We start from the raw sequence: 14,005 nt of genomic DNA, 5'->3' as shown, positions 1-14,005 counted from the left end.
CTTTACTCCTCGGCGGTGTCGATCAGCGTGTAGTTAAAGGTCAGCAGCACGCTGTTCTGGACCTGCGTCTCATCGAGCAGCTGCGGATCGCTCAACACCATCAGGCTGTAGGTCAGCCCCATCCAGTCCACAATCGCCACGCGCACCTTTCCGGTCATCCCGATACGCGTCAGCTCAAAGGGGGAGCGATCTTCGTCATCATTGTTCAAGAAGGGCACAAGCGCTGTGGCCCCCACCCGGTAGTCCACGCGCTGCTCGGGGAACTTACCCTCCACCCCGATGAACGCCTCAGCACCGGCCTGGTACGCGTTGCTCAACTCCACGAGCTCCACATCGGCGGTCGCATCGTCGTCCTGGACCACGAGCACGCCGGCGGCCAGCGCCTCACGGGCACCAAAGCCCACCCGAAGCGTGGCGCGAACCGCCTCCTGACGCACCGGCTCCAGCGCCACACCGGCAGACTGGAAGAGGTTGAGCGGAGTGAGCGGGTCGGCCACGCGCAGACGATCGGTCACCTCCCCGTCCACCGTGCCATCTTCGCGCGTGATCAGATATCCGGTGGGCTCCGCGCTCACCAGCTCCGTGGCAAACCAGCTCGTCTCGGCGCTCGCACGCGCATACGGACCGATCCAGTCGTTGAGCAGGTAGTTATAAATACTCTCCAGCTCCAGCTTATCGTTGTTCTTCACGAACTCCTGGAGCACCGGCGTGCGCGCCCAGCTCGTGTTGTAGCCAAGCGTGTTGCGCCACTGATGCTTGCCCGAAAAATAATCGAGTCCGCCGTTGACCGCCCCACCCAGCAAAAAGGACGTGCCTTCGTTCTGACCGATCACATTCTGGTTGGAGACAAGGTTGAAGCTGGCCTCCACACCCAGGTTGCCACTGAACCCCTGCGGCTGCTCGTTCACATCGAGCGCCTCCTGCCCCACGTACTGCGGCGCATCCGCATCCTGCGCAAACGCCCCGTTTGCCATCGCCATCACCGCCAGACCACTACCCAGCGCAACGCCCAACTTCTGCAACTTCAACATCGACTTCTCCACTTCAGGTTGAACGACATGTTCATTCACACACAGCTCCGTTCGTAAAACGCCCGGAGCGAACAACAGACTCATCACGCAGCCCGGCAACGGGCCCGGCACGTACTCGGCCGCCAGCTTAGACACAACATCGCAGAGAACAAGACGCCCCCCCCTGGCAACTCGCTCTGCCACCAACGCCCCCCATCCCCCGACAAACTCAGGCGATCGCCTTAAAGAGATTCGTGACCCGAATCACCGAGAGCGTCTTCCCACTCTCAGCCTGCACGATCTCAACCTCATGGTGAATCAACGTGCGGCTCTTTCGCAGCACTCGCCCCCGCGTCACGATCACCCCCTCGGTAGCGCTGCGCATATGCGAGCCGTTGATCTCAATGCCCACCGGCACACGCTTCGTCAGGTCCAGCTTCCAGCATGCATGCATACTCGCTGCCGACTCCCCCAGCAGCATGCTGATGCCCCCGTGCAAAAGCCCGAAAGGCTGCAAGGCGTGCGGCCCCATCGCCATCGAGAGCGTAATACCCTCGTCATCCACCGCGATAAGCTCCACCTCGTGCACCTCCAGCGCGGTGCCGCGGCGAAGCTCCTGCCACATCGACCGCCACGTCGCCTCGCTGTGCTCCTCGGAAGCAAAGCGCTTCAGAACATCGGGATCAGGCATCGCCGCCCTCCTCAAAATAGGCGCGCACCTGCGCCACATCGTCTTGAATCTGCGCCACAAGCGCCGCAGGCGACTCAAACTTCATCTCCGGGCGCACATGACGATAAAGCGAGAGCATCACCTCCTCCCCGTAGAGGTCGAGCTCTTCCTCCACCCCCTCCTCCAACACAAAGGTCTCCACCGTGCGCGCCCCGCCCCCAAAGGTCGGTCGCGTCCCGATATTGGTGATCGCTTGCCAGCCCCCACCGGCGCCGCCCACGGCAAGGCGCGTGGCATACACCCCGTCCGGCGGCAGGGCCATGCCCTCGGCCACCTCCAGGTTCGCCGTCGGAAACCCCAACGCCCTCCCCCGCGCCTCCCCATGCACCACCTCGCCAGCCAGCCGATGAGGCCGCCCCAGCAGACGGCGCACAGCCTCAAGCTCTCCCGAAGCCACCAGCGCGCGCACCCGCGTCGAGCTGACAACCTCCCCCTCCACCTCCACGAGCTTCGGCACCACCACCTTCAGCCCGAAACGCTCCCCCTGCTCCCTCAAAAGCTCCGTCGTCCCCTCGCGCTGATGCCCGAAACGAAAATCTTCGCCGACCACCACCTCCACCGCCCCCAGCCCCTCGACAAGCACCTCTTCGATAAACGCCTGCGGACTCATCGAGGCCAGCGCCTTATCAAAGCGCAGCGCCACCACCGCCTCCACCCCGTAGCTCCCCATCAGCGCGTACTTCTGCGGCGCCACGCTGAGTTTTGCGGGCGCTGCCTCCGGCCTGAAGAACGCCACCGGATGCGGATCAAAGGTCATCGCCACCGGCGTCGCCCCCAGCTGCGCGGCCTGCTCCTTGACCTGCGCAAAGATGGCCTGATGCCCGCGGTGCATCCCATCAAAGTTGCCTATCGTCACCACCGAGCGCTCCAGCTCGGCGCCGGCCTCCTCGATCGTCGTGTACACTCGCGTCATCTTCTGCTCACCGGTCGATGGCGGCCCTTCATAGGCCGCAGGATCGCGCGGAGTGTAATGATCCACCTGCGCCCCGACAAGCCCGCCGCTCCCCACCCCGGTTGTCCCGCCCGACGCCTCGCGCTAGGCTGCCTGCCGGATCTCTGTTGATGAACTCGCCATGGGCCCCTCTATGCTTTGGTTGCGGCACCGCACCCTCACCACCCTCCTGGCAGGCCTTAGCCTGCTGGCCTTCTCCCCCCGGGCCAGCGCCCAGGCCAACGAGGACGCGAAGAGCGCCGACGCCGCGGTGATCATGCTCTCGGCCGAGGCCGGCGTCGGCCCCATCGCCGAAGACATCTTCCTCAACCTCACCCCGCGCCTCACCTTCATCAAGCCCCTGCCCGCGCCCCTCTGCGAAGGCGGCGGCACCTGCTCCGCGCTCTTCCACGCCGGACTGCAAGTCCCCCTGCGCCTGCGCCTGGCCGACCGCGCCCCCGAGCAAGACGCCCTCCTGCGCGAAGAAGACTGGCTGGAGCTCTCCGACTACCTGCGCATCATCCGACGCCTGGAGTACGGCACCCTCAACGACCCGCTCTACGTACGCCTCGGGGAGCTCGGCGGCGCCTCGCTCGGAAACGGCACCATCATCGGCGGCTATTACAACGTCATCACCACCGACCACTACCGCCTGGGCCTGCGCGCGCACCTCGACTTAAAGCGCGCCGGCGTTGAACTTCTGGCCAACAACCTCGTCAGCCCCAACCTCTTAGGAATCCGCGCCCACCTGCGCCCCACCACACTCATCGAGAGCGCCCCCCGCGCACTGGACCGCCTCCAGCTCGGCGCCACCCTGGTCACCGACCTCCGAGCTCCGACCGACCTTCAGCGCAACCCCGACGGCACAGCCCTGGCCGGCCCCACCCGAGAGCCCCTGGTCGAAAGCTCCCAACCCACCACCCTGCTCGGCCTCGACGCCCGCTTTAACCTCGTCGAGCGCGCGCGCCTCTCCATCACCCCCTACCTCGACCTCAACACCCACCTCGGCCTGGGAAGCGGCCTGCACGCCGGCCTGCTCTGGCGCCAGAACATCGCCGACCCCGTCGAGCTCTCCGCGCGCGTGGAGTACCGCCGTCTCACCGACCGCTACCTCCCCGAATACATCGACCCTCTCTACGAAGTCTCCCGCTTCCAGACCCTCTCCCCCACCGAGCCCGGGCTGGCCGGCCCCAAACTTCGTGTGGCTCGCTCCACCGACCCCGCCACCCGCCACGGCGCCCAGGCCTGGATCCAGGCCCGCCTGGCCGGCATCCTGACCCTGAGCGCCGCCTATGAAGACGCCCAGGGCCCCGGCAACGCCGCCCTGCGCACCCGCGCCGCCCTCCAGCTCGCCAGTCGCCTGCAGCTCGGCGCCTTCTATTACAAAGCGCAGCTCGACGCCCCCGCCTCCGAAGGCGTCGCCGACGGCCTCTTTGAGCTCGACGGCGCCCTCACCGTCGCCGAAGGCCGCCTCGGCCTCTGGGGGCCCCTCTACGCCCACGCCCAGTACGGCGGCCTCTGGCAGCTGCGCGACGACGGCGTCTTTGAAACCGTGCGCCTCTGGAACATCGGCCTGGGCGCCGGCATGAGCTTCTGATGAAGCGTACGCCCCCGGCCTGGCGCTCGACCCTCAAGCGCGCGCTCCTCTACACCTTCATGCTGGCCCTGCTCGCCAGTTTCGCGCTCGCGCTCTGGCTCTCCCGGCTCAGCGCCCGCGCCCACGCCAACCTCCCCCCGCTGCCCGACCTCAACGCCTGGCACCCCGAGCTCCCCGGCCACATCACCACCGCCGACGCCTGGCCCATCACTTCGCCTGCGCCCCCCCTCCCCACCACCTACGACGATCTGCCCCCCCTGCTCATCACCACCGTACTCGCCGCCGAAGACGAAGACTTCTTCGCACACCGCGGCTACAACCCCCGCTCCATCGCCCGCGCCGCCCTCGTCAACCTGCGCGCTGGCGAAGTCGTGCAGGGCGCAAGCACCATCACCCAGCAGGTCGCCAAACATTTCCTGGACCGGCAGAAGACCACCCACCGCAAAATCCAGGAACTCCTCCTCGCCCGCCAGCTCGAGGCCCACTACACCAAGCCCGAGATCCTCGCGGCCTACCTTCGCAACGTCTATTTCGGCCAGCAGGCCTGGGGCATCACCGCCGCAAGCCACCGCTACTTCCACACCTCCCCCCACAACCTCACCCCGGGTCAGATGGCCATGCTCGCCGGCATCCTGCCCGCCCCCAGCAACTACAACCCGGTGGCCTCCCCCGAGATCGCCACCCAGAAACGAAACCGCGTGCTGCGCCGCCTCCATGACATCGGCGTCATCGATGCGGCCACCTACCAGCGCGAAGTCGCAGCCCCTCTGGACTTCGGGGGCCTCCCGACCACCGAGACCTCGCCAGCCCTGCGACTTCCCGAAGCCCACGCCGACGCCCTACAGCACGTCGCCGAACACCACCCCGACACCGACTGGAATGAGGCCGCACAGCGCATCGTCACCACCCACCGCCCCGCCCTGCAGGCCCTGGCCCGTCAGGCCTTGCAAGAGGGCGTCGAAGCCCACGCCCGCCGCCAGGGTTTTCCTGGCCCGGTTGCACGTTTAAAAGACGCCCCACACGCCAACCCCAACGCCCCCACTCCCGCGCACCTCTTCGAGGGTCTCAACGCCGCGACTCGAGTTACCCCGGCGCTCGTCCGCACCGTCGACCGCCGCGGCATCCTCCTGCACGCCCCCCGGGGTGAGCTCACCCTCCCCGCAGACGAGCTCCGCTGGCTCGGCGGCATCAATCCCCGCACCGACGCGCCACGCGACCCACACGCCTACCTGAACCTCCTCCACCCCGGCGATCTCGTCATTATCCACCGCCTGAGCCCCGACGCCCCCTGGCAGCTTCACGCCGCCCCCCGCGCCGAAGGCGCCCTGCTCCTTCTCGACCACACCAGCGGCGACATCCTCGCCAGCGTCGGCAGCCACCGCCTCGATCGCAGCGCCTTTAACCGCGCCACGCGCGCCTGCCGCCAGCCCGGAAGTCTGTTTAAAACCATCCTCTTCGCCGAAGCCCTCTCCGGCTCCCTCACCCTGGCAAGCCCCCTACGCGACATCCCCACCACCGTGGAAACCCGCGGCCAGCCTCGAGGATGGGAGCCCCGCAACGCCGACGCCGACTTCAAAGGCACCATCACCGCCCTCGACGCCCTGGTCGCAAGCCGCAACATCCCCGCCGTACACCTCTACGAGCGCCTGGGAGCCCCCGCGCTCATCAACCGCGCCCGAAAGATGGGCGTCACCGCCGAGCTCGACCCCACCGCCTCACTGGCCCTGGGCGCAAGCTGCGTCACCCTCCCCGACATGGCCCGCACCCACGCAAGCGTCGCCCGCGGCGGCCTGACCACCTCCAGCCGCAGCATCGACCGCATCGTCGACCTCAAAAGCGGCCGCATCAACGACCGCGGCCACTTCACCTCCCTCACAGCCTCCGCCCCGGCGCGCCTCTCCCGCATCGCCGCCCCCCTCAACCCTCCCGAGCAGGCCCTGGGCCCCCGCGCCAACGCCCTGCTGCATCACGCGCTCACGCAGGTCGCCACCCGCGGCACCGCCTCAGACCTCCCCGACGGCTGGCCCCTGATCGCCAAAACCGGAACCACCAACGAATTCGACGCCTGGATCGCCGCCGCCGATCCCCACCACACCTTCGTGGTCTGGGTCGGCAGCGACAAAAACACCGAACCCCTGGGCCGCGGCGAACACGGCGGCCGCACAGCCCTCCCCATCCTGGCCGACCTCTACCCCCACCTCGAAAACCCCGCCATCACCTGGCCCGAGCGCAACATCCCCCTCGACGAAGTCCTCATCGACCCTGACACCGGCCTGCGCGCCCGGCCCGGCGAACCCGGCCAGCCCTACCTATTCGTGCCGGGCACCGCTCCGGGCGACTTCGCCCCCACCCGCGCATCCCGCCAGATTCTGCGCCTTGATGCGATTCGCTAGGCTGTAGCGAGTCTCACTCCTCCACCCGAAACTCAAGTATCCCCTGCGCCTCATCACGGTGGTCGACGCCCTCCTGCCCGGCCTCAACCTCAACCTCCCGCGACGCCGCCACAAGGGGCTCACCGTACACCTCAAGCGTCTCCAGCGCCGTCTGCGCCTCCCCCAGCCGCTCCCCGAACCCGCTGCCCGGCTCCTGCACGCTGTACGAGACGATCACCTCCCCACGCTCCCACTGCCACAGGCGCAGCTCTGTCGCCTCCCCATCCACCTCTCCGGCTGCCGAGAGCAGCACCCGCGGGCCCTCCTCCCCCTGCGAGACCACAACCTGCGGCGAGGACCCCACCACCGAGCTCGCGAACGCTGCTTTGAGCTGGCTCACATACCCCTCCTCGCCAAACGTTGGCCCCAGCGGATCGACAAGCTCGGTCGTCCACTGCACAAGCGCGCCGTCTTCATGGGTCGCAAACCAGCGCACGTGCACCTCATCGCTCTTCTGGACCTTCCACGCATCAAACGCCCCCAGCGACATCTGCCAGCCCGCCGCCGGATCGATCCACGTGGAGTCCTCAAGCGTCGCCTCCCGGGCCGCCTCCACGTAACGCTCGTAGGTCGTGGGCACAAAGGTCATCGGCGCCGGATCTTCGGGCAAAAACGCCACCGCCGCCCCGGCCAGCGCCTTGATCTCATCATCGAGAAGCTGCGGATCCTGAGCGCTCTCATAGCTCGTCAGCGCCACGTTGAGCCCCTGCACCGCCACGCGCATCCGCCCGGCGCGCGCATCCCGCCCCAACGTCGCCAGCAGCGCCTGCTCCAAAGCCCCGGCCACCTGCTGCGCCTCATGAGGCGTACGCCAGGCGGTCAACCACACAAAGGCCTGCCCGGCCTCCCCCGGCTCCTCATAGACCCGGTAGCTGTCGGCCAACCACGCCCCGAAGATCGAGCGCGCCTCACTGGCCGGCAGCACCTCCTCCAACCACACGCTCGTCAGAAGCGGCCCCACCTCCCCGCGGGCGACCTCCTCCCAACCACGCGCCTCCTGCACTTCCTCAAACGCCTCGGGCCACTGCCAGGTCGCCACCCCGTCGCCGGCCAACCACCGATCCGGTCGCACCACCTCCACGCTCCGAGCGGCCCCCTCAACCCGCCCCCACTCCACCCCCGCCCAACCTCGGGCACGGTAGAGCGCCGCGCCCAGCGCCAGCGCCTCCCGGGTCACCGCCGCCCCCAAACCATTCCCCTCACCCTTGAGCAACGTCCCCACCCCCTCGACCCGCTCCACAAGATCGGGCCGCCTTGCCATCAGCGCCGCATCCACCTTCATCTGCTGCGCCTGCGCCAGGGCCAGCGTCGCCGCAAACATCGGCCCCGCCCCCAGCACCACCTCCCGCGCAAGCCACCCATCCACCGTCTGCGCCGGCGCCATCGCCCCGAAGACCTCCTCCTCCAGCGCCCGGCTCGCGGCAACCGCCGCCGCCCACTGCGAAGAAGCCCCCTCCCCCACCTGCTGCACCCGCAAACCATCTTCCGAAAGTACGGCCGAGGCCCGCGAACGGCTCCGATCCGCCTCCAGCCTCAACGCCCCCGCATCGCCGTAAAGCCCCGTTGAGATCCGCGCCCGCTCCGCCTCCACCGCCCCCGGCAAGGCCGGTCGCCCGGCGACCGCCTCGGCCGCTTCGATTGTCACCGGCACCTCGAAGCCCCGGTCGCGCAACGCCGCCGCCTGCAGTACAAGCTCCTCCCCGGACCCGCTCTGCTCCTGAACTTCTGCCCCCTTCTCCCCCTCCTCGCTCCCCTCACCGCTGCGCGGCGTCTCACACCCCCACATCCCCGCCACCACCAGCGCCACCAACATCCCTGTCGTCTTCAACTTCATCGCTACTCCCTCAACGTCTTTTGAGAACCGCCACGTCGACTCGCCAGCCATGGTGGACCACCATCTCTTCCGGGTCAAAACAACCCTCGCTGCTGGCATCGCATCGCCGCTGCCATTACACTCCCCTACCCGCCACACTCTCACTTCCAGGGGCCCACCTTGACCGCACCATCACCCACCGATCTTCCCTTCCTCCTCTGGCGCACCCACCGCGGCCCCGACGGCCAGCGCTTCCCGGAGGTCATCGCCACCGACGGCCACACAATCCTGCGCGTTGGCACCCTCGACCGCCAGATCTACCTGCAGCGCTTTGAGGCCGAAGACGCCGCGAAAAAACTCGTCGCGCGCATTGAAGCCGGCCTCACCCGCCAGCACGCCGTCATCGGCTACTCCATGATGCAGGGCGACGATCCGGTGGCCATCCGCGTCACAGGAAGCCCCGGTGATCCGGGCTGGCTGGCCTTCCCCGACCGCGGCGCCCTGCCCCCCGAACTTCGCCCCGCCGACGCCCGCACCACGCTGCCGGCCCAGGCCCGCGATCTTCCCCAGCGACGCCTGGTCGCCGGCGCATCGCTCACCCGTGGCCACAGCACCCTCAACCTCCTCTGCGCCATCGAGGAGCGCGGCACCGCCCAAAAACTCGGCCTTCTGCCCCACCTCTGCGCCATCTCCCTCATCGCCACTCGCCCCGACGCCGGCGCTCCGGCCGAACTCTCCCTGGGGCGCCGCCCCCCTCAACCCTCCACCCGCACACGCGCCAGCGCCCACCGCCTCGACCTCACCTTCGAGCTCCCCAACCTCCCCGCCCTCGAGCTCCTCGACGACCCCTCCGTACGCTTCTGGCTTCGCCTCGAACTCAGCGATGAGCTCCTCTGCCTGCCCGCCCGCTGGCGCACCTTCGATCTCGAGATCCGCCCCGACCGCAACCCCTGATCCCCAAACTTGCCCCCCGCGCCACCGTGGTGCTACATCCGGCCTTGCTAAACGTTTTGCCGCGCTTAGCTTCGGGCCGCTCTCTTTTATTCACACCGGCCTCGACGTCTGCGCCGCTCACCTTCGCCCTCCCGACGACGGAGCCTTCATGAACGCCGAGATCTTTCGCGCTTACGACATCCGTGGCATCGCCGACACCGATCTAAACGACGACCTCGTCTGCGACATCGGACGCGCTTTCGCCACCATGGTCACTCGCCGCACCCAGAGCGCCCCGCGCATCGGCGTCGGCCGCGACGCGCGCCGCTCCTCCGATCGCATCTTCGACGCGCTCCAGCGCGGCATGCGCGAGGCCGGCGCCCACGTCGTCAGCCTGGGCGTAGTGCCCACCCCGCTGGTCTACTTCGCCGCCGTCACCTCCGAGTTCCACGGCGCCGTGCAAATCACCGGCAGCCACAACCCCGGGGAGTACAACGGCTTTAAGATGATGATCGGCAAAGAAACCCTCCACGGAGACACCATCCAGGAGCTGCGTCGCCTCATCGAAGCCCGCGACTTCACCTCCGGCGACGACTTGAGCTGCTCGGCCATGCCCGATCTTCGCAAAAACTACGTCGAGTGGGTCCGCGACAACATCAACATGGGCCAGCGCAAGCTCCACATCGCCGTCGACTCCGGAAACGGCGTCGCCGGCATCATCGCCCCCGAACTTCTGCGCGACGCCATCAACGCCCGCGTCGAAGAGCTCTACTCCGAGCCCGACGGCACCTTCCCCAACCACCACCCCGACCCCACCGTCCCCGAGAACCTCGTCGACCTCATCGATCGCGTCAAAACGCTCGGCTGCGACTTCGGCGTGGCCTACGACGGCGACGGCGACCGCATCGGCGTCGTCGACGAAAAAGGCCAGATCATCTGGGGCGACCGCCTCATGATCCTCTTTGCCCGCCAGGTCCTCAAAGACAACCCCGGCGCCACGATCATCGGCGAGGTGAAGTGCTCACAGACCCTCTTCGATGATATTAAGGCGCATGGTGGTGAGCCGGTGATGGCCCGGGTGGGCCACAGCCTCATCAAAGCCAAAATCCAGGAGACCAACGCGCACCTGGCCGGCGAGATGAGCGGTCATATCTTCTTCAACGATCGCTTCTTCGGCTTTGACGATGCGCTCTACGCCACCTGCCGCCTGGCCGAGATCCTCTCCAACACCGACAAGACCTTAAGCGAGCTCCTGGCCGACGTGCCCCAAACCCACGTCACCCCCGAGATCCGCCGCGACTGCTCCGAGCAGCTCAAGTTCCGCGTCCCGGGCCTGGTCGCCCAGCACTTCTCCACCGAGTTTGAGACCAACACCATCGACGGCGTGCGCGTCAAATTCCCCCACGGCTGGGGCCTGGTCCGTGCCAGCAACACCCAGCCCGTGCTCGTGATGCGCGCCGAGGGCAACTCCCCCGAGACCCGCGACGCCTACCTCAAGCTCCTCGACGACGCCGTCGCCGACGCCAAGCGCCAGCTCGCTCAGTAAACGCACAGGCACACGAGACGTCGCATAAACAAAGAGCCTCCCGGCCATTCCGGGAGGCTCTTTGCGTCTTAATAATTCGACGTCTTTTCCGACGCGGCGCGAGCCTTCAGACCCGCCAGGGCGCGGTGCGCTCCTCGCGCAACTTCACCAGCAGCGCGGCGAACTCTTGCACAAGCTCGTGCAGCTCCCCGCTTCCGGCCACCTGCCTCAACATCTTCAGCGGCAACGTGGGCAACACCTTCAGCGCCATGCCGGTGTTCCCAAAGGGATTACGTGCCAGGGCCTCCCGCACCTCCAGGCGCCGCCACCAGGCCGGGTGCCGGGCCACCTCCCACAAGAGATCGGGCGTCGTCGGGCGTCGTGCCGCGATCACCAGCACATCGCGCGTGCGGGTATGCGGGTTGGACAGAAGTTTGCCGATCACAAGCGGGCTCGGATCCATCACCAGGCGCTCCAAAAGCCGCCGGTCCTGCCCGCTGGCCATCATCCGCCGCTCACCCAGCGTGATCTCCCGATCCAGCGGCAGCCGCACCTCCGGCAACCTCCGCCCACTGGCCAGCGCCCGCACCGGCGGGGCGTCGCGCAACAGCGCCACCACCGACGCCCGCTCCGCCTGATAGGCCGCCTCAAACAGCGCCTTCAGCGTCGCGTACTTCGCGTCCACATCGACCGTCACCAGCCAGAAAGACGCCGCCAGCATGGCCTCCATCGCGTCGGCATCACCCCAGAGCGCACCGCGAATCAGCTGGTCGAGGCACCACACCGCCTCATCGGGCTCCAGCGCCTCCAGACGCTCAGCGAGCGCGGCGGCCCGCATCGGGATCTCCGGCAGACCGACGGCGTGACGCACCATGGCTTCATAAGCTGCCGCCAGCGGGTCGGGAACTTCACCCGACGCCGCCGGCGGCTCTTCCCCGAGCTCTTCTTCCTGGGAGGAATCCGACATCACTCACTCGCCAGCGGCCACCGGCGCACCACCGCCGGCCTGATCCATCACCGAGACCTTCAGCCCGAAACTGCCCCCGTCAAGCACCGTCTGCGGCACCTCGTCGACGACCAGCGTAAAGGGCACCACGCTCTTCGGGCTCAGCGACTGACCGCCACCCTCAACCAGCCCGCGCGCATCTTCCACGCTCTTCTGCCCGGCGACCTCGGCGGCGCTCACATCGACACCCGCCACCCCGTTGACCTCGCGCAGCGGACGCCCCTCGGCGCTCGAGACCGTCGCGCGCAGCTTCACGTTATGGAAGGACTCCTCGGCGTAGCTGCGCACAAACCCGCGCACCACCAGCACCTTATCGCTGCGCCCCACATCGACCAGCTGGCCGTACACGCTCTCCACCACAAGGGGATCTTCGGGCGCCTGAATGATCGTGGTCTGCGTGGGTTTGGCCCACGCCTCCCGCGGGGTGTACTCCCCGTCGCCAAACGCCACCTCGATCATCTGACCGAACTGCTTGAAGTCCAAAAAGCCGCCGTTGAGCGCCGCCACCGTGCCCAGAAAACCCATCGCGACCAGGCATACGATCAAAAGCAGCGTGACCACCTTCGAGCCCCCGCTCCCGCCGATGCGATGCGGCTCAAGATCGTCGATGTCGTCAAAATTCGCCGGGGCCGCCGCCACAGGAGCCGGCGCTGCAGCCGCCGCCGGCGCTGCCCCACGCGCGGCCGGAGCACCCGGGCGACGGGCTCCCGCCGGAGGTCCAGCGGCCCCCGGGCCAGCCGGGGCCACCGGCGACTCCACCTTGCCGGTGTTCGGATCAAAATAAGGCCCGTCCGCCCCGAACGAGTCGTCCACAAACTCCGAAGGGTCGCCAAACGCGGAGCTGCCATTCCCGAGTATCGGCCCCGCGTCGTCCACCGGTGCTTCCGCCGCCGGCGCCGCAGCCGCCGTCGGAGGTGCCCCGGCCACCTTCACCCCCGGAGGCGGACCGAACTTCGCCGCTGGTGTTGCCGGCGCCTCGGCCTCCTCCATCTCTTCGGCCTCCGAGGGCTCATCAAACGCCCCCTCAAACGCATCATCCCCACCCGGCGCGCTGGCCTTCTTCGGCTTCAGGCTCAGGCCCGCGCTCGGAAAGGGGTTGGCGCTCGACGAGCCGCCCAGACTAAGCCCGCCCCTGGCCGGCAACTTCAACTTCTTCTCTCCCACATCTTCCGACGACGTCACCTCAGCGCCCTCCTCGGCGTTATCCTCATCCTGATAAAAGATCTCCACGTCGTCGCCCTCCCCCGCTCGCACGCGAAAGACATGGCTGCAACGAGAGCAGCGCAGCTTGACGCCCTTCTCGTTGACCCGCTCGTCGGGGAGGTTGAATCCTGTCGAACACTCGGGACACCGGATGATCATCGCCACGCCTCGGTTTCTCGTTTTATCTTGCGGACTTAGGCCCCAACTTCGGCCCCCAATCTAGCGCGAAACACTCGCGCCACCAACCCCCCTTCGTCGTGCATCGTTCTACTTCGAGTTCTGACGCTCCTGCGCAGCCATCGCCTCCAGGCGCACCAGCCGATCTTCGAGATCCTCGACCGTCTCTTTGAGCTCATCGATCTCGCGCTGCATCTCCGGCAGGTGCGTGAGCTGGTCGACCGCGTCGCGAAAGCGATCATCGAGCCGACGCTGCATATCGTCGAGCGAGCGCTGCGTCCCGTCGACAAACTCCCGGATCGCCTTGCCCCCCTCCTCCAACGCCTCGGCCCGACGCCTAAACTCATCGCGAAACTGCGTCACCGGCCACTGCAGCCGGGCAAAAAACTCCTCCCCCGACTGAATGATCCCCCGCAGCACCGAGACCGGAAACGCCGGGTTAGCCCGCTGCTGATCGAGCACGATATGCGCCAGCGTCGCGCTGGTAATATCTTCCCCCGTGGAGTTGTCGATGATGCGCACATCCTCCCCCTCTCGAACCATCTCTTCGATGTTCTCCAGGGTGATGTACGTGCTCGATTCGGTATCGTAGAGCTTTCGGTTCGCGTAGCGCTTTACGAGCTTTGGCATGCCTTCAAGCCTTGCTGA

At 67.5% G+C, this 14,005-nt stretch carries 11 protein-coding genes; 4 read left to right on the top strand and 7 right to left on the bottom strand.

The window, feature by feature from the left end; genetic code table 11:
• Window positions 1-2: 2 nt before the first annotated feature.
• From FRC98_RS00905 to FRC98_RS00895, 3 genes are all read right to left on the bottom strand, one after another.
• The gene (locus FRC98_RS00905) at window positions 3-1,070 is read right to left on the bottom strand and encodes a DUF3078 domain-containing protein (protein ID WP_230467145.1); all 1,068 of its coding nucleotides are present in this window, start codon (window positions 1,068-1,070) and stop codon (window positions 3-5) included.
• Between the two features lie 169 nt (window positions 1,071-1,239).
• Window positions 1,240-1,701 carry a PaaI family thioesterase gene (locus FRC98_RS00900; protein WP_230467144.1) on the bottom strand — a complete coding sequence of 154 codons (462 nt, stop codon included), beginning with the start codon at window positions 1,699-1,701 and terminating at the stop codon, window positions 1,240-1,242.
• Window positions 1,694-2,653 (bottom strand): bifunctional riboflavin kinase/FAD synthetase, encoded by a 960-nt coding sequence (locus FRC98_RS00895; RefSeq protein ID WP_146979427.1) that lies wholly within the window; start codon window positions 2,651-2,653, stop codon window positions 1,694-1,696. Before FRC98_RS00895 ends, FRC98_RS00900 begins: the two co-directional genes overlap by 8 nt.
• Before the next feature lie 172 nt (window positions 2,654-2,825).
• Between FRC98_RS00895 and FRC98_RS00890 the strand changes: the two genes are divergently transcribed.
• Together FRC98_RS00890 and FRC98_RS00885 are read left to right on the top strand one after the other, a co-directional pair.
• Complete coding sequence (locus tag FRC98_RS00890; protein WP_146979426.1) at window positions 2,826-4,268, top strand: hypothetical protein; 1,443 nt, start codon at window positions 2,826-2,828, stop codon at window positions 4,266-4,268.
• Window positions 4,268-6,661 carry a transglycosylase domain-containing protein gene (locus FRC98_RS00885; protein ID WP_146979425.1) on the top strand — a complete coding sequence of 798 codons (2,394 nt, stop codon included), beginning with the start codon at window positions 4,268-4,270 and terminating at the stop codon, window positions 6,659-6,661. Before FRC98_RS00890 ends, FRC98_RS00885 begins: the two co-directional genes overlap by 1 nt.
• 13 nt (window positions 6,662-6,674) lie before the next feature.
• Here FRC98_RS00885 and FRC98_RS00880 read toward each other — a convergent pair whose 3' ends face one another.
• Entirely contained in the window at window positions 6,675-8,534 is a 1,860-nt protein-coding gene (locus tag FRC98_RS00880) for a hypothetical protein (protein ID WP_146979424.1), read from the bottom strand.
• Window positions 8,535-8,693: 159 nt separating this feature from the next.
• Between FRC98_RS00880 and FRC98_RS00875 the strand changes: the two genes are divergently transcribed.
• Both FRC98_RS00875 and FRC98_RS00870 read left to right on the top strand, forming a co-directional pair.
• Entirely contained in the window at window positions 8,694-9,467 is a 774-nt protein-coding gene (locus tag FRC98_RS00875) for a hypothetical protein (RefSeq protein WP_146979423.1), read from the top strand.
• A gap of 148 nt (window positions 9,468-9,615) precedes the next feature.
• Complete coding sequence (locus FRC98_RS00870) at window positions 9,616-10,992, top strand: phosphomannomutase/phosphoglucomutase (protein WP_146979422.1); 1,377 nt, start codon at window positions 9,616-9,618, stop codon at window positions 10,990-10,992.
• A 106-nt stretch (window positions 10,993-11,098) separates the two neighbouring features.
• Here FRC98_RS00870 and FRC98_RS00865 read toward each other — a convergent pair whose 3' ends face one another.
• The 3 genes from FRC98_RS00865 to FRC98_RS00855 form a co-directional block, all read right to left on the bottom strand.
• On the bottom strand, window positions 11,099-11,938 hold the full coding sequence (locus FRC98_RS00865; protein ID WP_146979421.1) for a hypothetical protein: 840 nt from the start codon (window positions 11,936-11,938) through the stop codon (window positions 11,099-11,101).
• 3 nt (window positions 11,939-11,941) lie between these two features.
• Entirely contained in the window at window positions 11,942-13,339 is a 1,398-nt protein-coding gene (locus tag FRC98_RS00860; protein WP_146979420.1) for a zinc-ribbon domain-containing protein, read from the bottom strand.
• Window positions 13,340-13,447: 108 nt separating this feature from the next.
• Window positions 13,448-13,987, bottom strand: coding sequence for a polyhydroxyalkanoate synthesis regulator DNA-binding domain-containing protein (locus tag FRC98_RS00855; RefSeq protein ID WP_146979419.1), 540 nt, complete (start codon window positions 13,985-13,987; stop codon window positions 13,448-13,450).
• Window positions 13,988-14,005 lie beyond the last annotated feature (18 nt).

Source organism: Lujinxingia vulgaris, from assembly GCF_007997015.1.
In the GTDB taxonomy this organism is placed as follows: domain Bacteria; phylum Myxococcota_A; class Bradymonadia; order Bradymonadales; family Bradymonadaceae; genus Lujinxingia; species Lujinxingia vulgaris.
The sequence above is the reverse complement of the archived record's forward strand: the minus strand, read 5'-3'. Positions and strand labels throughout refer to the sequence as shown.

Coding starts and splice junctions, on each gene's coding strand:
- FRC98_RS00900 (WP_230467144.1), bottom strand. CDS start 1,701: ATGCCTGATCCCGATGTTCTGAAGCGCTTTGCTTCCGAGGAGCACAGC.
- FRC98_RS00855 (WP_146979419.1), bottom strand. CDS start 13,987: ATGCCAAAGCTCGTAAAGCGCTACGCGAACCGAAAGCTCTACGATACC.
- FRC98_RS00895 (WP_146979427.1), bottom strand. CDS start 2,653: ATGACGCGAGTGTACACGACGATCGAGGAGGCCGGCGCCGAGCTGGAG.
- FRC98_RS00860 (WP_146979420.1), bottom strand. CDS start 13,339: ATGATCATCCGGTGTCCCGAGTGTTCGACAGGATTCAACCTCCCCGAC.
- FRC98_RS00880 (WP_146979424.1), bottom strand. CDS start 8,534: ATGAAGTTGAAGACGACAGGGATGTTGGTGGCGCTGGTGGTGGCGGGG.
- FRC98_RS00890 (WP_146979426.1), top strand. CDS start 2,826: ATGCTTTGGTTGCGGCACCGCACCCTCACCACCCTCCTGGCAGGCCTT.
- FRC98_RS00865 (WP_146979421.1), bottom strand. CDS start 11,938: ATGTCGGATTCCTCCCAGGAAGAAGAGCTCGGGGAAGAGCCGCCGGCG.
- FRC98_RS00870 (WP_146979422.1), top strand. CDS start 9,616: ATGAACGCCGAGATCTTTCGCGCTTACGACATCCGTGGCATCGCCGAC.
- FRC98_RS00885 (WP_146979425.1), top strand. CDS start 4,268: ATGAAGCGTACGCCCCCGGCCTGGCGCTCGACCCTCAAGCGCGCGCTC.